The organism is Mucilaginibacter sp. UYNi724, assembly GCF_054057495.1.
Window position 1 is genome coordinate 240,902 of the sequence record NZ_JBSRZI010000001.1, and the last position, 23,575, is coordinate 264,476.

The window sequence follows — 23,575 nt, forward strand, 5'->3', positions numbered from 1 at the left end:
GATTGTTCAATAAAAAGTGATCAACTAACTATAAATTAACATTAATAACTTTTTATCAACATGTTAGTTACGTTAATTTGTAACTTAATTATGGGCCATAAAATATTCTTAACAGTATCCTCGGTAATTATTGCAGCAATTTTATTAACAACTTGCAAATCGTCTGTAAATAAAATCAACAGTATTAACAACGATGTACTGAACATGCATCACCCATATGACGATAGCACATTAACTAATAAACTTCTTCCTGTAATGATGCCTTATAACAGGTTAATAGATCCTGCGGGCAAAGTAGTACGCTTCGGCGACCCGAAAGAGGAAAATCACAGTTTAGACGTTAAATTGATAGAAGGCACAACATTTTTGGCTATAGAAGACAGGTATGGTATAGCCATAATAGACACTGTTACAAAAACACTTGCCAGCCGTTGGACCTACAATACTGACAGCAAATACCGCGGACTGATGAGCACCTACTCCGGTTTAAAGGTTGCCCAAATAAACGGGGAGACCAATATATTCTGGAGCGCCGCTTTGTCTGATGGCAAAAATTCGCGATCAGTTGTTTTCCGGGCGGCATTAAAAGGCAAAAAGATAAGTATCATCAACAGCATTGCATTTATGCCTAAAAGCCCAGCACCGCTGGCACTGCCGAATGAAATAGCCATTACCCAAGAAAATGGCGAAGATTATCTCTACGTGGTATTGAACGGCAATAATCAATTGGTAAAAACCGACTTGGCCACCAACGCAACAATTTACACGGTACCTACAGGTGTTGCTCCATATGGGCTGGTGATTGTAAAAGACAAAGCTTTTGTTACCAATTGGGCAGGCCCGGTGCATACCGGCACAGATATAAAAGAAACCGCCGGTATACCTTATGGTAAAAGTTATATAGATCCAAAAACCGGGGCTACTTCAATGGGCACTGTATCTGTGATTAATTCATTAACAGGCGCCACTGTTAAGCAGATTATTGTTGGCCTCCATCCCAATGCAATTATCGCAAGCAGCGATGGGCAGCATGTTTACGTAGCCAATGGTAATAGCGACGAAGTATCTGTTATATCAACCAACACACTTCAACCAACCGAATCGATACCTGTTAAATTAATGCCCGGCAAAAAAAGCTTTATTGGTGATACGCCAAACGCGCTGGCTATTAACGCTGCCGGCACTACTTTATATGTAGCCAATGGAATGGATAATGCCGTTGCTGTGGTAAAATTCGGCCGCAAGGCGGCAACAAAGGGCGCCGGCGCAAGCCGGGTTCAAGGTTTTATCCCAACTGAAGCCTATCCGGGCGGCCTGGCGATAGGTGGCAATAACCTATTTGTTACCAACCTTGAAGGAGAAGGTGCACGCGTTAGCAGTAAAGAGCTAAGCGGAAGCGACCAATCGGGCGACAGTCCCGTAGCGTCTTTCAACTCGCACCACCAACAAGCTACTGTATCAATCATCGGCATCCCTGATGGCAGTACTTTACAGGCCTATACCAAAAAGGTAAAGGAGCTTAATCTCACCTTCAGGCAGGAAATAGCCAGATTGCTTCCCCGGAGAAATGTGGCACCCAAGCCCATGCCCGAGCGTATAGGCGAGCCATCGGTTTTTAACCATGTGCTTTACATCATCAAAGAAAACCGCACTTATGACCAGGTACTAGGCGATATGCCGGAGGGCAATGGCAACGCATCCTTATGTATCTATGGAGATAGTATCACACCAAACCAGCATAACCTGGCTCGCAAATACCTGCTATTAGATAATTATTATGCGTCCGGAAAATGTTCTGCAGAGGGGCACCAATGGACGGACGCAGGAATGGTGACCGATTACGTGGAGAAGAACGTAAGGGCTTGGTTTCGCAGCTATCCGCATGTACAGGAGGATGCGCTGGTATACGGCAGCAACGGCTTCATTTGGAATAACGCCGCCGACCATGGTAAAACCGTTCGCATTTATGGCGAAGCTTGCCAGCCCCACATGGATAACACCCAAACCTGGACCTCTATCTATAACGATTACAAAGCAGGCAAGCCACTTAAATTTATAAATACCAGTACCATATCTCGTGTTAGGCCCATGCTATCTCAAAATTTTCCCGGATCTGACGAACATCGTATCCCTGAACAAGTAAGGGCTTCTTCCTTTATTAAGGAGCTAAAGGATTACGAGAACCAACCCGGCGATGCTTTGCCACAATTGATGGTAATGGCCTTGTCTGCAGACCATACCGCGGGTACCCGCCCCGGCCTGCCCACACCTAATGCAATGGTGGCTGATAATGATTTGGCCGTGGGCCGGATAGTAGAAGCGGTAACTAAAAGCCGCTTTTGGAAAAATACGGTGATCTTTATAACCGAAGATGATTCACAAGCAGGATGGGACCATGTATCCGCATACCGCACTACCGCGTTTGTTATTAGTCCGTACAGCGTATTTCAACAAAAAGTAAGCACCAATTACAACCAGGTAAGCATGCTACGCTCTATTGAACAAATCCTTGGCATTCCCCCTATGAACATTATGGATGCAACCGCGCTCCCTATGTTTAACTGCTTTAACCAGCGGAAAATTACAACACCTTATAAAAGCGTGCCCAACAAAGTTGCCTTAGACCAGATCAATCCAAGTATAGTGAAATTAAAAGGGGCTGATCTGCATTATGCCAAACTCTCCTTACGGCCGGAGTACGATCATATAGACGGGGGGAATGACGATATAATGAATCGAATACTGTGGTTTGCCGCAAAAGGAAAAAGAGCTTATCCGGCAAATTTAGCGGGCAAAGATACTGACGACTAAGCTAAGCAGCATCAGACGTTTCAACAGGCGGGCATGAGAATGGTCGCCTGTTTTGCTTTATGCCATCAGCTGTATACAATCTTAATTAGATATTAAAATAATGTTAACCCAACAGGGTCACTTAAAAAAAAGCTGCTTCCTTCTTTGCAAATGTTATTAATAAGCTAACCACCAGTTGATAATTTGATAATAGCCTGGCAGTTACTTTGCATTTAATTTAATCGAACACTCATCACCCCAAACCATTTAATTTATGAAACAAATCTACCAGCGCTTTATTAATGGTAAAAACTATCATTCAAGGCAATGGGTAATGTTGCTCTGCGCTATGTTCATTAGCGTATTGCCTGCATTTGCCCAAACCGGGCGTACCATAAGTGGTACCGTGACCGACGAAAGAAACCAACCCCTTCCGGGTGTTTCTGTATTACTCACGGGCAGCACCGCCGGGGTAATGACCGATGCAAGCGGTAAGTATGCCCTAAACGTATCCGGCAACATTGTTACCTTAAGGTTTAGCTTCATAGGTTATACGTCAAAGGATATAAAAGTTGGTGCCGATAACACTGTAAACATCAGTTTGCTGCCAGATGCAAGGCAACTTAAAGATGTTGTAGTGATAGGTTACGGTACATCCAGTAAAAGGGATGTTACGGGTGCTATTACTTCGATAAAGGCCGAAGAGTTTAACGCCGGTGTTTTGACTACCCCGGCCGAGCTTTTGCAGGGTAAAGTTGCCGGTTTAAATATCACTAAAAGCGGCGACCCAAACAAGCAGCCAACAACTATTCTGCGCGGCCCGTCCACGCTGCGCGAAGGTGCAGCACAGTCGCCGTTCTATGTAATTGATGGTGTGCCCGGTGCCTCTATCGATTTGCTTGCGCCTGCTGATATCGAAAGTATCGATGTATTGAAAGACGCATCTTCAACGGCTATTTACGGCTCGCGTGCTGCAAATGGCGTAATAATAGTTACAACGCGCAAAGCTCGCGCCGGCCAAACCAGGCTTACTTACAGTGCATATGGCGCGGTGGAGAAGATCTCAAAAAATATAGATGTTTTAACCGCCGACGAATTACGCAAATACCTCTCAGACAATGGCGTGGCTCCCTTGGCAAAACCCCTGGATGATGATGGGTCTAACACCAACTGGCAAAAACTGGCCGAGAAAACCAGCTATTCACAAAGCCACAACCTATCATACAGCGGCGCAGGCAACAATGCCGAGTACGGGGCCAGTGTAAATTACTTTAAAAATGATGGTGTACTTAAAAACACCAACCTGGAGCGTACCATTTTTAAAGGCTATATCAATCAACGTTTCTTTAACGATAGGTTGAAACTGGGCATCACCCTTACTAATAGCGGTACAAAAAGCGATGACATTATCCAAAGCCAGGTTTTATCGGGTATCTTATTTTATCTTCCAACTGTAAGCCCGTTTAACCCGGATGGCAGTTATAAAGAAAACTTCGCCCGTACAGGCAGCGGTACTTTAAACCCGTTGTCGTTAATAGATAACAACTTTATAAAAACCGATAACAATAAAACCTTAATCAACGGCTTTGCCTCGGTTGATATATTAAAGGGCTTGAAATTTACACTAAACGGGTCTACCCAAAAAGATCAGAATAATGTTAATACCTATTACAATAGCAAATCTGGCCTTGCTGTAAATTTAGGAGGCGTGGCTAACCGCTCTTCTTACAAAAGCACAAGCAATGTAGTGGAGGCTTTCTTAAACTATGATCGGGAATTTGGCCTGCACGCCATCAAATTATTAGGCGGTTATTCTTACCAGCAAGATCGTACTAACGATGGGTTTGGTATTCAAACCCAAAACTTCTCCAATGATAACCTTACCTATAACAACCTGTACTTATCTAATCCAACCAATCTTTCTCAAATAGCATTTAATCAAAATTATATTTCTACTTTAAGATTAATATCCTACTATGGCCGCGCGCAATATCAGTATAATGATAAATACTTATTGCAAGCATCGCTAAGGGAAGATGGTTCATCGGCATTCGGTTTAAACCAACGCCATGGTTACTTCCCGGCCGTTTCGGCAGGCTGGAGAATCATCAGCGAAAAATTCATGGAAAAACTTCCTGTCATAAGCGATTTAAAATTGCGTGCAGGCTACGGTGTATCCGGCAACAGCCTTGGTTTTGATGCCTTTACCGCACAATTGATCTATGGGATTCCTCCCGGTGGTGGCAAATTTTTGAGCAATGGTGTTATTACCAACCCTATTGGCCCTGTGCGTAACGATAATCCCGACCTTAAATGGGAGAGCACAGCTACCACCAACATCGGCTTGGATTTTGGTTTATTCGGTAACCGTTTAACCGGTTCAGTAGATTATTACGTAAAGAAAACATCCGACCTGATCACCAATTACACAGTATCAACCACCCAATACTTTGTGCCTTTGTTAACTGCCAATGTTGGTAAAATAAAGAATAGCGGGATTGAGGTGGTTTTAAGCGCAATACCGGTAAAAACAAACAGCTTTACCTGGCGCACATCCATTAATGCATCGCACAACAAAAACGTTGTGGAAAGCTTGTCGAACTCGCAGTTTACTATCAACAACATTCTCACCGCGCAACTTGGCGGTAAGGGCCAGTCGTTCCTTAGCAGCCAGGTTATTCAACCGGGATACGCTATAGGCACTTATTATCTGTGGCACTATCTTGGCAAAGATGCAAACGGCGTAAGTACCTACCAAAAGGCCGATGGCACAACAACCTCCAGCCAGCCCTTAACTACAGATCAGCGAATCACTGGCAGCGCTCAGCCTAAATTAATATACGGCTGGAGCAACAGCTTCAACTACAAAAACTTTGATTTCAACTTTCTGATACGCGGTGTATATGGAAACCAGATCCTGAATGCTACTCTAGCAGCGCTGAATAACCCGGCCGATTCAAAATTCCAAAACATCCCAAGATTTACTTTAGGCGAATCGTTTAAGGATGTTAACGGCTACCTGGTATCAGACCGTTTTCTGGAAAGCGGCTCATACCTGCGTTTAGATAATGCCACTTTAGGCTATACCATTAGGCCAACATTTAAAGGTGTTAAAAGCATACGCTTGTACTTATCAGGCAACAACATCTTTATTATCACTAAATACCGCGGTGTAGATCCGGAGATCAATATCGGCGGCTTAACTCCGGGTATTGATAACCGCGACTTTTACCCTAAAACCCGCACGTTCAGCGCAGGTATAACCGCTACATTTTAATAACATCCAATAAACTCTATACAGATGAAAAAGATATTCATATTATTTGCCACGGTAGCTATGCTGGTTAGCAGCTACTCGTGCACCAAATTAGATGTACCTGTAGAATCGCAGTACGTAAAATCAAACTTCCCGGTAACAGATGCAGATTATAACGCTTTGATAGGTACTATATATTCTAACCTATCTTCACAATTTGCCGTGCCTTACTGGCGCATGCAGGAGCTTTCTACAGACGAGGCTATCCTGCCGGCCCGTGACGGTAATTTTGACGATGGTGGCCAGTACCGCCAGTTACATTACCACAGTTGGACGTTTGATCACCCGAATGTTACCGCTATTTGGCAGTGGGGTTTTGGTGGTGTAAATACTTGTAACCGTATTATTAGTGTAATTAACGCCAGCCTGGCATCAGATGCAAAAAAAACTGCGTCTGTTGCCGAGGTTAAAGCCATGCGTGCCTTGTACATGTATTTTATGATGGACTTGTATGGTAACGTCCCCATCATTACCGAGTTCCCGGTAACCACCCAGCCGGCTACACAGCCACGGGCAAAAGTATTTGAATTTATAGAGACCGAGTTGAAAGCTGTGCTGCCTTTGCTACCTGCAAAAACAAACGCAAACGCTACATTGTATTATGGCCGCCCAACCAAAGGGCTTGTATTTGCTTTGTTAGAAAAAATGTATTTGAACGCGCAGGTTTATACAGGTACTGCCAAATACACCGAGACCGTTGCCATGGCTGATAGTGTTTTAAAAAATAATAACTATAGCCTGGATACCAAATACCGCGACATATTCTTACCCAATAACGGTCCGCAGATCAATGAAACCATCTTCGCTATCCCTTACGATCAGCAGATCCCCGGTAACCAGTTCACCCGTTTTGGTTTCTTTTACTATTTGGTTAATGCTTACGGCTTTAACGTTGGTTTAAGTATTGCCATAAGCACTACGCCCGAGTTTTATGCACGGTTTAACCTGCCAAATGACGTTAGAAATAAAACATGGTTAGCAGGCCCCCAATTCTTTCCTGATGGCAACGGTGGCTTTACCAGTCAGCCGGTTTATTATCCAAGCACAAACACGCAAATTTTTATAGAGCCTAAGTTGACCCTGGTACCGGGCAAACCTATGGACCTGGGTAACACCATTGCCAGCCAGTCCGAAGGTGTACGCTCATTAAAATACTACCCAGACCCTACCATAATCCAGGCTACCCGTTTAAACGGTAATGACGTACCGGTTTTCCGTTTGGCTGATGTGATGATGATGAAAGCTGAAGCCATTTTGCGCGGTGCACCGGCAACAAATGTTAATGGCGAGTTACAAACTGCTGATGTGTTGATAAACAAGATCCGTGTACGTGCTGGTGCGCCGGGTGTTAACGGTATAGACTTGAACGGTTTATTAGATGAACGTGCCCGGGAGTTTTCATGGGAGGCGTGGCGCAGAAACGACCTGATACGTTTTGGCCAGTTCGAAAAAGAATATCCGCTGCCTAATGATGTATTAACCTTAAATAAAGATGTTAACCGCAGGCTTTACCCTATACCTGCACAAGAAATAAAACTAAACCCTAACCTGGTGCAAAACCCGGGTTATTAATTAAGTTTTACATAAAAACAGCCCCGCTTTATAATAGTAGGGCTGTTTTAAATTTATAATTTTATGAAAATTACATTAAGTTTATTACTAATTGCAGCAAGCTCTTTCATCGGCACCAACGTACCAGGCGACGACACCCCAATTAACCATGTACAGGTAATCGGCTCTCATAACAGCTACAAAAAGGCTATCGACCCAAGACTGTTTAAAATGTTGCAGAGCCGGGATTCTGTTGCGATGAGCAAGATCGATTACGAGCACAGCAGCCTTACAGACCAATTGGACCTGGGGCTGCTGGACCTTGAGATAGATGTTTATGCCGATACCCTTGGCGGTAAATATGCACACCCCAAAGGATTGGACTGGGTGCCCGGCCAACCTGCCTATGATACTGAAGGTGTGATGAAGCAACCTGGATTTAAAGTTTTTCATATCCAGGATATAGATTTCAGAAGCCAGTGTGCCACATTTAAACAATGCCTGCAACAACTCAAAAAGTGGTCGGACGCGCACCCGGAACATCCACCTATCTACATTACTATGAATGCTAAAGACGAAGCAATGAAAAAGCCGGGCTTTACCATTCCTGACAAATTTGATTCGCGCATTTATGATAAGCTGGATAAAGAGATCGCTGATAATTTAGGAATAGATCATGTGCTAAGGCCAGACAATGTACGTGGTACCTACAAAACATTAGAGCAGGCCGTATTACACCAAAACTGGCCAACCTTAAAACAAGCCAAAGGAAAATTCATTTTCCTGCTGGACGAGCCGCCTGTTAAAACAGCCATATATATCAGCGGTCATCCTTCACTTAAAGGAAGGGTTTTCTTTACCAATTCGGAGCCTGGTACACCGGAGGCCGCCATTTACGTAATGAATGACGCAAAAAAACAACTGGCTCAAATTAAGAACCTTGTGAAAAAAGGCTACATCATCCGTACCCGCGCCGATAGTGATACCCAGGAGGCAAGGACTAATGACAAAAGCAGTTTTGCAGCAGCTCAGCAATCAGGCGCGCAGATCATCTCTACCGATTACTATAAAAAGAGCACACACTTTAAGTCTGATTACATCATCAGCTTTGCTGATGGAAGCTACTTTAGGAAGAACCCGTTGTTTGCCGGCAGTAAATAAATTAATAGTGGTCAATATCTACCCATAGATAGGGGGCAGGCATCGGTGCTGCCCCCTATTTATGTTTTCACGAATGAATAATGAAGGCTCGGCTCCAATTATCTACACCAAATAATTTAAAAGGAGATAAAAAATTAATTTAACATTACCATTCAATGAATTTAAGAACTTGGTTAAACTTATCTGTCACACACCTGTTGCGTAAGTAAATACATAGCAAACGTTGAAGTTGAAACATATTCATTTTATCATTAATCCGGCAAGCGGTAAGGAAGAGCCCATTTTGTCATATATAAACAAAGCGATGGCTGGGGCTCAAGTCGACTGGGATATTTCGGTCACTAAAAAAAACCTTAATGCCGGTGAACTTGCCCGGAAGCTGATCGGTAAAACGGATCTCGTAGCGGTTTATGGCGGCGATGGCGGCGTAACATCCGTGGCATCGGCGTTGCTTGGAAGCAACTTGCCCATAGCTATTATACCCGGAGGGACCGCAAATGTAATGGCTAAAGAGCTTGACATTCCCCTGGATACTGTTGAAGCATTAGCTTTGCTGGGTAAAGGAAAACATCGCATCATTGCAGTGGATATGGGACTGGTTAACGGAACGCCGTTCCTTCTTCGGATTAACATGGGAATTATGGCAGCCATGGTGACCAGCGCCGACCGTGACTTAAAGGATAGCATTGGTCAACTGGCTTACGGTGTAACGGCAGTAAAAACTTTGATCGAGGCGAAAAGCATTAACTATGAGCTCGATATCGATGGCGAAAAAATCTCAGCAACCGGCGTTTCTTTAACTGTAACCAATTCCGGAAATATCGGGATCGGTAATTTTGCGTTACAGCCCGGGATTAGTATAACCGACGGATTTTTAGACGTAATTTTGATGAAAGAAAATAACTTTTCCTCCGTTTTAAAAATAGCTGGCAGTGCCCTAATGCAACAGGAAACCGATGCCGTACAGCATTGGAAAGCCAAAAAAGTGGTGATCAAGATGCCTAAAGAACAATCCTATATTTGTGATGACACCGAAAAATTTGCGAAAACACTTAAACTGGAGATTGCGCCAGGCTCAATCCGGATGCTGGTACCCGCCAAAACGAAATGAACCATGGTACTAACTAAAATCAAAAGCTTGTTGAAATTAAGCTCGCTTTTCCTACAGTATAGTTATGATAATACCTACCGGGTAATATTCGGGATGCCCCGACTGAAACGCTGCGAGATAACAGCTAATTTGTTTTTAGGCAGTCAATATAATCGAGTGGGTTTGCGAAAAATGAAAGCCTTGGGTATTACAGCCATTATCAATATGCGGATGCATTCAGTATATACCGAAGCCCAATATGAAGGTTTCCATTACCTGCACCTGCCTACACCAGACAACACCCCTCCGCCGCTAAATACATTAATCCGGGGTGCTGACTTTGCTGATTCCGAAATTAAAAAAGGCGGCAAGGTTTATATCCACTGTCGCCAGGGACTGGGGCGCGGTCCAACCATGACGGTTGCTTATCTGTTAAAAAGCGGCCTGACTGTTGAAGATGCCTTGGTCTTAATCCGGAAAGCCCGTCCCTTCATTAATCCGAGACCGAGCCAGTTAAAGCGACTAAAAGAGCTGGAAGCATATTACATTAAAGGAAATAAATAAATCAGAACGAGAGGTTACCATAATCTACCGTTCTTAATGCGAGATGTGAATATAATCGCTTAAGCTTTTATGAAACTATTTGCTACAACTGAACAATTCAGGTGCAATTTTGTAAATAGTTTGTTTCAATATATATATATTGACTTATAAAGTTTAAACGACATCTTAAAACGTATCCCGCTTAAAGCAGAATTATAGTTCCTGCTGTTTAACACCTTCTTATTACAAAGTTATCAATTGTTACAAGGCGGAAAAGTCATCTTCAGAAAGTTTGTTGGCCGAGGTTACAAGTTGATAGGAATCCCCATTATTATACTGAAAATAAAACAGCAAAACCCCTAATAAAAACCATGTGTAAAAAAAGTAAATAGAAACTCCTAATAATAGTGGGCCTACGAGCGCCAAAATTAGGTAATTTGGCTGTTGTAGGTTTTGCCTGATAAGCTTAATTATCCGTATATAGAGGATTATATAAATCAGAAAAAGGATTAGCCCGGCTTCAATTAACATGTCCGTAATTCCACCAAACCCAGTCCCGTCCCACATACTTACCGGAATTTCTGGCATAAAATCCCTATAAGCAGGGTTATTACGTGTCAAAGGATAATTCCCCCAACCTATTCCTTTCACAGCGTTACTTTTAAGCATATTAGGCACAATAACCGTTGCTGATGTCCTGCCCATCATAAAATTAGGATCTATTTCCCCAGGACCGAACAATGCAGCCCGCTGTTCTATTTCCGACAAACTGTTGATGTATATCTTGAATACAGAAATAGAGCCAGCCGTTAATGCCGCAATAATAAGTATTGACAGCACGATTTTCGCGCCTAAGTTTTTGAAAAGTACGTTGACTTTAGATATTAAAAATACGCCCGCATTTAGTAACACCAGCACATATCCAGCTTTAGACTGCGCCAATATTATCAGTAACAAACTGATTAACAAGTACCAAGGAGTTAAATTTAATTTTTTATAAAAAGCGATACAAATGGTAAACAGAAATGCATAGAAAAGCCCGAAAGGCCCCCCCTCTACAAAAAAGCCTTTTAAACGATAAATTCCATCTCCCTGACTGGCGTCATACACAATTAGATTTTCGTAATCTGTTGTAGATAGCAAACGTGCAGCATATAGTAGATAAACACTGATAAATACAGCACCCATAATAAACAATTGTACAAACAAGACTGTCTTGAGTAAATTATACGGATCTTTCGAGTTTGAAAACACGCTTGCGATAAAGCCACAAAAAGTAACGCAGGCAAACATTTCTATAAGCCTGGCCAGGCTTATTAAACCCGGATGTTTGATAAAAGTTAGTTCCTGATCGTTGATGTAAAAATCAGTGAAATAATTGAATATCAAAGTCTTTAAAAAAAACGCGACATAGTATAATATAAAATATATTGTAGTTTTACTTTTTAAATTTTTTTTAAGAAAAAAGGGGAATAACGCAAGCATTATAATTTCTGCCAGTTGCAGCCCAGCAATTTTTAAATCGGGCAACTGAAGGCACACCGTACAAAGCAAAACGATCCCAAGTTCTGATCTGTAAAACACCGGCCTCAATAGCTTTGTCATATACGACTATTCAAATTTCTAATTAAACTGATTGTGGCATTCATAGCCAAGATTACAAATTAATAAAAAAAGAGGGACATGCTGAATAGTGAGGTGTTTTTAATATATTATTTATAAAAGCTTATAGTTTTTGAAAACCATTGTATCAATCTTAAACACAATGGAATTGTACTTTTTGCGCGAATCATGTTTTTAAGATAACATGTGTCTATTTTTTTTAAATTCCGGCCCAATGATTTCGATATTAGGTAATCCAGGGGAAGTGTTTGTTGGAAATCTATGGTACAACCCAACAGCAATTCTAAAGATGATAAAGCGTTGTAGTTCATAAAAGCAAAGTTCACTTTAGGCGCCAAACGTTCTGCTATAACATTTTTTAAAAAAAATGTATGCTCAAATTGAGGAATAAACTTGCCCCCAGAAACCAGGACTTATACCGGCGCGCCTTGTAAATCTTGAAACTCAAAAAAATAATCTATAGTGAGCAACCGACGATTAGAAACAAAAACAAGTAATTGAACCAACCGTGAAAAATAATTAAATCCGAATAATATAAAATTTTGAACCCTGACGTTTATTACAGCATAACGTTGTATTACACTATGAAATAAACTTATTGATTGAAAACGGGCAACAGGCCGTGGTAAACTATTATTCGGTTCACGATGATATTTCCAATTAAAAAAATCGACACCTTAATTATTAGAGATAAATTCATTTACTTTTGCACAAAACAACATTTAACTAAAGGTTGTTTGAGCATGATATCCTCCAATCCATGAATAGACTTTTAGTACTTTTATTTGCTTTATATATTTCTTGCGGCATATTTTCAAAAGTTCACGCACAAAGTAGTTTGCAAAACATCTCATCTGTTAATGTAGATAACCTTTCAGACCAGCAGATTAACCAAATATTGCAACAGGCTTCTAAAGCCGGCTTAAGCGATGCGGATATACTACAGCAAGCACAGGCAAAGGGCCTGTCAGAAGGCCAGGTACAAAAATTACAGGCGCGCATCAAAGCCTTCAGGGATAATAACATCGGCGAGGGTTCAAATAACAGCGATACTACTGGCTTCACTCAAAGGCGTTTAAATTATCAGCCGGATAGTTTAGAGGATAATGCAGGAAACCGAAAAGATTTGTCAGAGAAGTTAAAACCTAAAATATTTGGCGCAGATATTTTCAAAAATAAGAACAGTACTTTTCAGCCTAACTTAAAGTTGGCTACACCTGTAAATTACATCTTGGGGCCAAGCGACCAATTAAATATAAACGTTTATGGGCGCTCGCTGGTAAATTGGAAACTGGAGGTTAGCCCAGAAGGAAATATCAACATACCTGGTGCCGGTGTTTTAAACGTTGGCGGTAAAACTATTGAACAGGCTACAGCATCTATAAAAAATAAACTTGCAGCCAATAATTATTCAGTTGATAAGGGAACTACTGTACAGGTAACCCTCGGAAATATTCGGAGCATACAGGTAATTATGATAGGGCAAGTTGTAAAACCAGGCACATATACCTTACCGTCTTTAGCAAGTGTTTTTAATGCCTTGTATGCTGCAGGCGGCCCTAATGAAAATGGCAGCTTAAGACAGATAGAAATCATCAGAAACAATCGTATCATCCGACACCTTGATGTATACGATTTTATTTTGAAAGCTGATCAAAAAAACAACATCACACTTCAGGACCAGGATATTGTGCGTGTGCCAACTTACCGCACAAGGGTAGAGTTTTCTGGTGAAATAAAAATCCCGGCTCTATTTGAGGTTTTACCTGGCGAATCCTTAGACAATGTGATTGCATTCGCTGGTGGATTTACAGACAGCGCTTACACTGCACGTATCAAGGTTTCGCAAATAAGCGACCAGCAACGTAAAATAACGGATGTTGTTGAAGCCGATTATAAAAATTACATGCCTTTACGGGGAGACAAATATATTGTGGAGCCTATTTTAAACAGGTTTTCCAACAGAGTGGTTATTAATGGCGCGGTTTTCAGACCCGGCATTTACGAATTGCAAGACGGATTGACCCTGCTGCAATTAATCACCAACGCTGCCGGGTTAAAAGAAGACGCATTTACCGAACGTGGCGTGATAACCCGGTTGAAACCAGACAATAGTACCGAGATAATTAGCTTTAACGTACGTGATGTGATCAATAAAAAAATTAATATCCCGTTGCAGCGCGAAGATGTAGTAAACATATCTTCAATTTTTGATCTGCGGGATAAATACGTTGTTACGATCAACGGGAATGTCCGCAGGCCGGGGAAATTCGCTTTTGCCGCAAACATGAAGGTAGAGGATCTCATTTTAAAAGCAGGCGGTTTTACAGAAGGAGCCAGCACTAACCGAGTTGAGGTGGCACGCCGTATATCTGATGCCGATCCTAATTCAAAAAACAGCTCGGTTGCGCAAGTGTTTAGTGTAAATATTGATGGCGCGCTTAAGCCCGCGGATGCGAATTTTGTATTATCCCCATTCGATATTGTTTCTGTTTACAACCTGCCTGGTTATGAAAAACAAAAAACTGTTAAAGTAGAGGGTGAGGTATTGTATCCGGGTAGCTATACCATAAAGAATAAAAACGAAAAAGTATCGGATCTGGTAGAAAGAGCCGGTGGGCTCACTGCCTCTGCCGATGCTACAGGTGGCTCTTTAAAAAGAGAGAACATTGCGATCCTGGGTATTGATAAAAATAAATCTGATACCATAGCAATTGAATTTGAACGTACCAACCAAAACAACCGGTTAAAAAGAACATATCGCGACTCTACAAATACCGAAGATAATCAGCAGCGCAATAATTATGTAGGGATAGAACTTGATAAGATTCTTAAAAAACCCGGCTCGAACGGAGACCTTTTATTAGAAGATGGCGACGTATTGAGAATCCCAAAACAACAGCAAGTGGTGCGTGTTAATGGCCAAGTGTTATACCCAAGCGCGGTTGTTTATGACAAGTCAAAATCGTTTAATGATTTTGTTTCTAATGCTGGAGGGTATGCACCACAAGCTTTAAAGCGTGCTGCGTACGTTGTGTATCCTAACGGTACAGTAAAAGGCACTCGCAAATTTTTATTTTTCAACAACCATCCCGAAGTAAAGCCTGGCAGCGAGATATTTGTGCCAAAAAAACCTGAGAGCAGAGGTAGTTCGTTGCAAACAATCTTAGGGTTATCAACAGGGCTGGCTTCATTAGGCGCTGTAATTTTGGGCATATTAAGTTTACGCAGATAGCGATTAGTACCTGTAAGAAAATGGATAATAAACACTCAGATGTAATTTCGTTAAGTTACATTATACTCAGGGTAAAACTGTTATTTGCCTACTTAATAAAAAAATGGCTTTTCATTTTGGTATGCGGGTCAATAGGTGCGGCTTCAGGTTATTTTTTTGCAAAAGTTAAACGAAACACCTACTCAGCGGAATGTACTTTCGTTTTACAGGACGGAGATAAAGGCGGCCTTGGACAATATGCTGGTTTGGCATCCCTGGCTGGAATAAGCCTTGATGGCGGCGGCGACGGATTGTTCCAGGGCGATAATATTTTTGAATTGTATAAATCGCGCACGATGCTCGAGAAAACACTATTGAAAAAGGTGTTATTTAATGGAAAACCACAATTATTGATTGACCGCTACATTGAGGAAAATAAGTTTAGAAAAACTTGGGCGGATCAAAAGTTGGGCAATATAAATTTCAATACCCGGGTTGATCGATTCTCGCGCGTCCAAGACAGTTTGATGACAGATATTGTAAAACGTATTAATAAAACAGCATTAACTGTTATAAAACCTGACAAAAAACTTGCCATTATCCACGTAACTGTTAAGTCCAAGGACGAGCTTTTTGCTCAGGCTTTCGCAAACGAAATTGTAAAAGATGTAAATGATTTTTATGTGCAAACTAAAACAAAAAAATCAACGATTAATGTTCAGCTTTTGCAAAAGCAAGCTGATAGCGTTAAGCGCGTTGTTAATCAATCTATAGGCGGGGTAGCAAGCTCACTTGACGCTGCACCCAATGCTAACCCGCAGATGCTAACGCTAAGGGTTCCATCACAACGTAAACAGGTTGACGTTCAGGCAAGCGTGGCTGTATATGGGGAAATAGTGAAAAACCTGGAAATTTCAAAACTTGGCTTGTTGAAAGAAACACCGCTTATACAGGTAATAGATGCACCTATTCTTCCGCTCGAAAGCAATAAAATACCAAAAAAGATAGCCTTTATTGCCGGCTTTATGTTATTCTCTTTTTTAGCTGCAGCGTGGTTTGCACTGAAGTTTTTCACTCAAAAAAGTCAGCAGTCCTGAAATGCCGGTAATGTTAAAGTTTAAAAGCCTCTTACGGCAAGTTTTCAAAAAAGACAATGATGGAATTCACGTCATTGATGGCAAAAAAAGAAATCTTAAATTATTGGTGCAGTTAGGATTATCTTTTGGATATAAGGGCCTGTCCATGATCTTAAGTTTTGCTATTGTACCTTTATCAATAAATTTATTGGGCTCAACTGAATATGGGCTTTGGTTAACCATATTTTCGTTAGTGAACTTCTTTTTGTTTTTTGATCTTGGGCTAGGTAACGGCTTAAAAAATAAAATTACAGTAGCCTTGGCCAACAATGAGATAGAAGAGGTGAAGCGCTACATCAGTACAGGATATATTGTATTTGCTTCATTATCACTAATACTTATAGCCGGCTTATTCTTAACCACCAAATTGATAGATATAAAATCATTTATCGATACCGCGGGTATTTCTCCTAAAGATGTGGAACGATCTATTTTAACAATAGGGACAATCATTATCATTTCCTTTACACTCAACTTTGTGTACAACATTGCAGCATCTATGCAAAACATATCGTTCTCTAACCTTGGTATGGTGCTCAATAATTTAATTACAGTATTGATCCTTATTACGTTCAATGTATTAAAAATAAAAGCAAACATCAATATGATGGCTCAAGTTATGGCCATATCCCTCATTGTAAGTATGGTAACAGCCAATATTATATTTTACAAAAAAAACCCTTCGCTATTGCCAGCTTTAAGGCACTTTCGGTCTGATTATTTGAATAACATACTGAAATTAAGTTTTGGTTTTTTTATTGTGCAGATCCAGGTGATAGTGATATCTTTTACCGATACCATTATCATTAATAAATATCTTGGCAACATTGAGGTGACCAAATATAGCCTGGTATATAAACTCTTTAATGCTGTTATAGTGATGCTGAGCCTTATATCTATGCCCTTGTGGACAGTTTTTACTGAAGCATTTGAAAAAAAGGACAACGTTTGGATAAAAAACGTATTTACACGATTTAATTATTTTGTGGCTGGGGTTGCTATAGTATTCATTTTAATGGGGGTATTTATAAATCCTATCCTTTACTTATGGGTACAAAAAAATTACGATATACCAGTATTATTAATAACAGGCATGGTGGTATATCACGTACTTTATGCCTGGAATTACAACTATTCGGTATTTCTAAACAGCATTTCGGCCATACGCGTACAGCTGCCTTATCTGTTTTTTACCATTATAGCCAACATACCCTTATGTATATATTTTATCCATTTAAATCTGGGTTCTGCAGGGGTTGTGCTGGCATCGGCGGTGTGTATCCTACCATTTTCTATTTACGGCCCATACGTTGCATATAAACGGATACGCGCCAATACTTAACAATAAAAAGATCATGCCCGTCAATTACAATATATTTCAAGATTTTAGAGCCAACTCAAAAAACGTAAAAGGGCAACTTGTATTGGTACTATACAGGCTCGCAGTTTGGGTGCGAAGCAATAAGTTGCTTACCATACTTTTTTTTTGGTATCTCATCATATATATTTTTGTAGTAGAATGGTTTATGGCCATTGAATTATCATGGCACGTGAGGGCCGGCGAAAACCTCCAATTACATCACGGCTTTTCATTGGTGGTAAACCCAGGGGTTAAAATAGGTAAAAATTGCATTTTAAGGCATTGCACTACCCTGGGCAATAAAAAAAGCGCCGAGGGGGATTATAATAGCGGCTGCCCGGTAATTGGCGACAATGTAGATATAGGGGCAAATGTGTGTGTCATAGGACCCATAACTATTGGTAATAATGTAATGATCGGCGCAGGTTCTATTGTCGTTAAAGATGTGCCATCTAATTGTGTAATAGCAGGTAACCCGGCTAAAGTTCTAAAATATTTATAATGCTGAATATACTTTATGTGTTTGGCGGCGAAAAAGCCTCCGGTGCCGAGAAAGTGATCGAACGCCTTATTAATCACAATTTAGAAGTTGTAAAACCACATTTATTTGTGGCCCCCGGAAGTTATGCTGACGAGCTGGTTAGCCGTAATGGTGATATTAAGATTACTATTGTCAACCCTTTGAAAAAGCTTAACAGAAGCAGTTCGGCTAAATTTACTTTTTTTTGGCAGGCTATAACAAACAACCTGAAAGTTGCTGCACAGGTCATAAAATACATTAACCGAAATCAAATCGACATTGTGCATGCCAATACCATAGTGCCTGCATTTTACCTGATCCCGGCAGTTACATATTTCAAAGTATTCAATAAAAAAGTAAAATTTATATGGTCAGATCACGACCTGAAATACTTTTCGGCGTTCGAAAATAAGCTGGCCCAATTAGCTTTCAAAATTTTCGACCGCACGCTGGTAGTTTCTGATGCAGTAAAGGCAAAATACCCCAGTAGTAAAAAAGTGTTAACATTATATAATGGCATTAACCTATCTGAATTTACGCCTAATGAGACGAGTAAGAGTTTGTTCAGAACAAAGCATGGCTTTACGGAACATCAAATCGTTATAGGGCTTGCAGGAACTATCGAGCCGCGTAAAGGTCAGTTGCCACTTATCAAGATATTCGAAAACTTAAATAATACAAGTCCGGATGCGCGCTTGGTGTTAGCGGGCCCACCTTCGGCAGATCACCAACAATATGTTGATGAAGTGTTAAATGCGGTGAATAGTGACCTGCACGTCACATATCTGGGTAAAATAAGCGACATGCCCGAAATGTATAACGGCTGCGATATTCTTATTAATAATAGCAATTTAACCGGTAGTGAGCCACTCGGTACAACCATTTACGAGGCAATGGCGATCAAGAAAATAGTAATAGCATCAAACACCGGCGGTAGCCCGGAGATTATTACTGACAATACCGACGGTTATTTATTTGAGTACAACGATCAAAACGCGCTTTTGAAAAAACTGGAATACGTGATAGGCAATTTTAGTTCCCTGAACCATGTGCGCGAACATGCAAGAGAAAAAGTATTTCGTAAATTTAATATCGATACGATGACTGATCAATATAATAGTATCCTCAGTTCGTTTTAACGCCAAGTCCGCGAAAAAAAAGATTATAGTAAAAAATAAGATTAGCCTGCCTGATAAACATGAAACTAACCTCAAGCTTACTATCAAATAAACCATCCTTATGTATTGATGCCAGGATGATACAACATTCGGGCATTGGCATGTACTTGCGTATGCTTTTGCCAATAATTTTACCAGAGTATAATAGTATATTACTTGGAGACCCAGCGTTATTGTCGGCTTACAGTGACTCGGCCAAAATAATTTCTTTCCTGCCGCCTATTTATTCTATAGGCGAGCAAAAACAATACAGAAAGCTGATCCCAAAATGTGATCTTTTTTGGTCGCCGCATTATAATGTTCCGCTCTTTGTTGTACAAGCCCGTAAAAGGGTGGCAACAATTCATGATGTTTTCCACCTGGCATTCATCAAACAGCTCAGCATCAAACAAAAGATATACGCTAAGTTGGTAATAAACCGGGCATTAAGTGCAAGTGATCAAGTTATCACTGTGTCTAATTTCTCTAAAGATGAGATAATTAGATTTGGCAGCGCCAAGGGGGCTGATATAAACGTCATTTACAATGGTGTTAAACAATATCCAATGGTTGGAAATTGGAAAGATGTTAAAGCTAAATATAAGCTACCTTCACAATACATCTTATATGTTGGCAATGTCAAACCCCATAAAAACCTACAAACGCTTGCAGAGGCTTATTTAAAACTCTCAGAAGAATTAAAAGAAACATATAAAATTGTAGTGGTTGGTAAAATTGACGGTTTTATAACGGGTGACGAAGATCTGCTACGCATAATTAACAACAACGATATTTTGAAACGGAGTATCGTGTTTACAGGTTTTGTTGATGACGATGATATGGACACGATCTATGCCAAAGCGTCGGTATTTGTTTTGCCATCCTTATATGAAGGGTTTGGCTTGCCGCCCCTTGAAGCTATGCTGAATAAATGCCCCGTGCTGGTGTCCAATCAAAACAGCCTGCCCGAAGTATGCGGAGATGCGGCCTTGTATTTCGACCCGCATGATCCGGCTGATATTGCCGCCCAGATAGAAAAAGTGTTATCAGACCAAGGCTTGCATTCCAGCCTGGTAACAAATGGCACAAAACGTGTGAAATATTTTACTTGGGATAAAAGTGCGCAACAACACATCAACCTTTTTAACAAATTGATATATAGCTAATAATGAAAGTAGCATTAGTACACGAATGGCTTACCGTTATTGGCGGGTCCGAAAACGTATTTAAAGAAATTGCATCCCTCTACCCCGATGCTGATATTTTCACCCTTGTGGCCCGCGGTGAAACCATTAAAAAACTTAGCCTTGAGGGCCACAAGATAACTACCTCGTTCATACAAAAGCTGCCATTCGCAAAAACTAAATACCGGTCTTACCTTCCGCTTTTTCCGCTGGCCATAGAGCAGTTTGACCTTTCTTCGTATGATTTGGTAATATCGTCGTCTCACGCGGTGGCCAAAGGCGCATTAACACATTCAAACCAAATGCATATTTGTTATTGCCACTCGCCTATAAGGTACGCGTGGGATTTGCATCACCAGTATTTAAAGGAATCGGGGCTTAACAAAGGCCTAAAAGGTTTTTTGGCAAAATACCTGCTTCATCGTATTCGTACGTGGGATATTATCAGCACTAACCGGGTAGACCACTTTATAGCTAACTCTAATTACATAGCCAGACGAATAAAAAAAATATACGGAAGGGAGAGTGTAGTGATTCACCCGAACGTTGCTACTAACGACTTTTCGCCCGTATTTACCAAAGAAGATTTTTACGTTACCTGCTCCAGATTTGTACCGTATAAAAAAATTGATCTTATAGTTGAGGCCTTTGCACAAATGCCCGATAAAAAACTGTATGTAATAGGCGAAGGCCCTGATTTTAAAAAAGTGAGTAAATTGGCAGCCACAAATACAATTCTGTTAGGTTACCAACCTTTTGATGTTTTAAAAAAATACATGGGTGAAGCAAAGGCTTTCGTTTTTGCCGCCGAAGAAGATTTCGGGATTTTACCTGTCGAGGCACAGGCTTGCGGGACGCCTGTAATTGCGTTCGGCAAAGGCGGCGCATTAGAAAGTGTTGTAGAAAATAAAACAGGCATATTCTTCTATGAACAGACTACAGAAGCAATAAAAAGTGCGGTTATAAAGTTCGAATCAAATAAAAATTTATTTGACTATCATGAAATTGTAAGCCATGCTAAATCATTTTCAACGAAAGTATTTAAAGATCAGATAGTTAACTACATCGATAAAAAAATGAAAAACAATTGAGTGCGCTGTAGCGTTTCGAGTTAAACCACCGTATATACTTAAATAAGTATCGTACTTTTTAATTTAAAGTCATTTTAAGAAACTTATATTTGCAAAAATTTTACCCCCTCAAAATGCGCTACTCGAAATTGCTTAAGCCCCTTACATTTTTATGTGATCTTTTAATATTAAATATTTCTTTATCTATATCCAGCTTGCTGGTTCTAAAATACTATTCAGCAGAGATAGAGACAAGCGAATTTTATTTATTGGTTAATTTGACCTGGATTTCTATAGCCTCATTAACAAGAAACTACACGATTAACAGGCCATTAGTATTAAGCCAGAATCTTAACTATTTTTTGAAAACAGTTGTTTACCATCTTGTTCTTGTATTAGGAGTAGTTTATTTCTTTAAAATTTTTGAGGTGAGCAGGCTACAAATGGTTGCTACTTATTTGTTGTTTTTTATATTAATAATTATCCAACGTTCACTGATTTTTGAAATTCTGGACTATATCCGTAAAAAAGGGTTTAACAACAAATTCATTTTAGTCCTTGGTAATAACGACATCGCTACCAGAGTAAGAAATTCATTCAAAAAACATCCCGAGTACGGGTACAGTTTTACGAAAAATATTTCTGAAGAGGAACTTTCACTTTTAACTCAACAGGAATTATTTGAACAGATTATTAGCACGGATGTTAATGAGGTATTTATATGCTACAAATCAATGGATCGGATCTTTTTAAAAAATCTTGTTGATTTTGGAGATCAAAACTTAATTAAAGTAAAGTTTATACCAGACCTGATGCTTGAAAGTGCCAATCCAACAATAATCAATTACGGCAATTTCCCGGTTATACAATTATCTAACAACGTCGAACTTAGTTTTAATATCCTTGTGTTTAAAAGATGTTTTGATGTTGTCTTCTCGTTAGCTGTGATGATTCCTGGTATGCCTGTTTTTATTTTATTAATGTTGGCGACCAAGTTAACTTCAAAAGGCCCGGCCTTTTACGCACAGGAGAGAATTGGTAAAAATAATAAGCCTTTTAAAATTTATAAATTTAGAAGCATGTTTATAGATTCGGAAAAACTTGGACCACAACTTTCAAGTGATTATGATCCACGAATCACTAAATGGGGACGTATGATCAGAAAATCCAGATTAGATGAATTGCCACAGTTTTGGAATGTGTTAAAGGGTGATATGTCTGTTGTTGGGCCAAGGCCAGAACGCCAGTTTTTTATCGATCAGCTTATGCAAAGGTCTCCAAACTACAAGAAATTATTGCGCCTTAAACCAGGGTTAACCTCAATGGGGCAGGTTAATTACGGATACGCTGAAAATGTTGACCAAATGTGTAATCGTGTACGGTATGATCTGTTATACCTAAATAATATTAATTTTAATAATGAAATGCGTTTGATATTTAAAACCATAAAAGTTATGACCCAGTTAAAGGGGAAATAAATTAGTATAATAATTTATTAAAAATTGAAAAGGGTGTAATTATTAATTACACCCTTTTTTGTGTGCCGAAACAGCTACTTTATATAATTAAAAGTCGTAATAGATATTTCTAAATAAACATCTTAGCCCAACGGTAACCAATAACGTATTATTTGTAATAACCCCAAAGGGTTAGCAAGTAGCTGGCCGTTATTCAAATAGCTGGGATCTACTGAAAATGAGAATAAGTGTAGGCCTATCGTTAAAGCATCATCCACTAAAAGCAAACCGCCTAAAATGGTTATAGATGTTAAAAGCTCTCGTAACTTACTTTCAAATTAATTAATAGGCGTAGCAAAAAAGAAGCCTTTAATCAAAAACATTTACACCATCAATAAAAGGT

General features: G+C 40.1%; 15 protein-coding genes. 14 read left to right on the forward strand and 1 reads right to left on the reverse strand.

Translation table 11 applies throughout. The features are described from left to right. Nucleotides 1-204 precede the first annotated feature (204 nt). The 6 genes from ACVW0P_RS01045 to ACVW0P_RS01070 all read left to right on the forward strand — a co-directional run bounded on the left by ACVW0P_RS01045 (nucleotide 205) and on the right by ACVW0P_RS01070 (nucleotide 10,472). On the forward strand, nucleotides 205-2,811 hold the full coding sequence (locus ACVW0P_RS01045) for an alkaline phosphatase family protein (protein ID WP_457130429.1): 2,607 nt from the start codon (nucleotides 205-207) through the stop codon (nucleotides 2,809-2,811). 253 nt (nucleotides 2,812-3,064) lie between these two features. Then, the gene (locus ACVW0P_RS01050) at nucleotides 3,065-6,067 is read left to right on the forward strand and encodes a SusC/RagA family TonB-linked outer membrane protein (RefSeq protein ID WP_457130430.1); all 3,003 of its coding nucleotides are present in this window, start codon (nucleotides 3,065-3,067) and stop codon (nucleotides 6,065-6,067) included. A gap of 24 nt (nucleotides 6,068-6,091) precedes the next feature. After that, nucleotides 6,092-7,678 carry a RagB/SusD family nutrient uptake outer membrane protein gene (locus tag ACVW0P_RS01055; RefSeq protein ID WP_457130431.1) on the forward strand — a complete coding sequence of 529 codons (1,587 nt, stop codon included), beginning with the start codon at nucleotides 6,092-6,094 and terminating at the stop codon, nucleotides 7,676-7,678. Nucleotides 7,679-7,741: 63 nt separating this feature from the next. Continuing rightward, nucleotides 7,742-8,818 carry a phosphatidylinositol-specific phospholipase C1-like protein gene (locus ACVW0P_RS01060; protein WP_457130432.1) on the forward strand — a complete coding sequence of 359 codons (1,077 nt, stop codon included), beginning with the start codon at nucleotides 7,742-7,744 and terminating at the stop codon, nucleotides 8,816-8,818. A 229-nt stretch (nucleotides 8,819-9,047) separates the two neighbouring features. Then, nucleotides 9,048-9,929 carry a diacylglycerol/lipid kinase family protein gene (locus ACVW0P_RS01065; RefSeq protein WP_457130433.1) on the forward strand — a complete coding sequence of 294 codons (882 nt, stop codon included), beginning with the start codon at nucleotides 9,048-9,050 and terminating at the stop codon, nucleotides 9,927-9,929. Between the two features lie 93 nt (nucleotides 9,930-10,022). Next, complete coding sequence (locus ACVW0P_RS01070; protein ID WP_457130434.1) at nucleotides 10,023-10,472, forward strand: protein-tyrosine phosphatase family protein; 450 nt, start codon at nucleotides 10,023-10,025, stop codon at nucleotides 10,470-10,472. 240 nt (nucleotides 10,473-10,712) lie between these two features. Here ACVW0P_RS01070 and ACVW0P_RS01075 read toward each other — a convergent pair whose 3' ends face one another. After that, entirely contained in the window at nucleotides 10,713-12,056 is a 1,344-nt protein-coding gene (locus ACVW0P_RS01075; protein ID WP_457130435.1) for a hypothetical protein, read from the reverse strand. 778 nt (nucleotides 12,057-12,834) lie between these two features. Between ACVW0P_RS01075 and ACVW0P_RS01080 the strand changes: the two genes are divergently transcribed. From ACVW0P_RS01080 to ACVW0P_RS01115, 8 genes are all read left to right on the forward strand, one after another. Continuing rightward, the gene (locus ACVW0P_RS01080; RefSeq protein WP_457130436.1) at nucleotides 12,835-15,309 is read left to right on the forward strand and encodes an SLBB domain-containing protein; all 2,475 of its coding nucleotides are present in this window, start codon (nucleotides 12,835-12,837) and stop codon (nucleotides 15,307-15,309) included. A 353-nt stretch (nucleotides 15,310-15,662) separates the two neighbouring features. After that, on the forward strand, nucleotides 15,663-16,385 hold the full coding sequence (locus ACVW0P_RS01085; protein ID WP_457130437.1) for a hypothetical protein: 723 nt from the start codon (nucleotides 15,663-15,665) through the stop codon (nucleotides 16,383-16,385). 145 nt (nucleotides 16,386-16,530) lie between these two features. Continuing rightward, nucleotides 16,531-17,766: a lipopolysaccharide biosynthesis protein gene (locus ACVW0P_RS01090; protein ID WP_457130438.1), complete on the forward strand. Its 1,236-nt coding sequence runs from the start codon at nucleotides 16,531-16,533 to the stop codon at nucleotides 17,764-17,766. A 13-nt stretch (nucleotides 17,767-17,779) separates the two neighbouring features. Then, entirely contained in the window at nucleotides 17,780-18,286 is a 507-nt protein-coding gene (locus ACVW0P_RS01095) for a serine acetyltransferase (protein ID WP_457130439.1), read from the forward strand. Further along, nucleotides 18,286-19,443, forward strand: coding sequence for a glycosyltransferase family 4 protein (locus ACVW0P_RS01100; protein WP_457130440.1), 1,158 nt, complete (start codon nucleotides 18,286-18,288; stop codon nucleotides 19,441-19,443). Before ACVW0P_RS01095 ends, ACVW0P_RS01100 begins: the two co-directional genes overlap by 1 nt. A 59-nt stretch (nucleotides 19,444-19,502) precedes the next feature. Beyond that, entirely contained in the window at nucleotides 19,503-20,627 is a 1,125-nt protein-coding gene (locus ACVW0P_RS01105; RefSeq protein ID WP_457130441.1) for a glycosyltransferase family 4 protein, read from the forward strand. Between the two features lie 2 nt (nucleotides 20,628-20,629). Next, a complete protein-coding gene (locus ACVW0P_RS01110; RefSeq protein WP_457130442.1) occupies nucleotides 20,630-21,736 on the forward strand; it encodes a glycosyltransferase family 4 protein in 1,107 nt (368 codons plus the stop codon). Nucleotides 21,737-21,849: 113 nt separating this feature from the next. After that, entirely contained in the window at nucleotides 21,850-23,193 is a 1,344-nt protein-coding gene (locus tag ACVW0P_RS01115; protein ID WP_457130443.1) for a sugar transferase, read from the forward strand. Nucleotides 23,194-23,575: the final 382 nt, after the last annotated feature.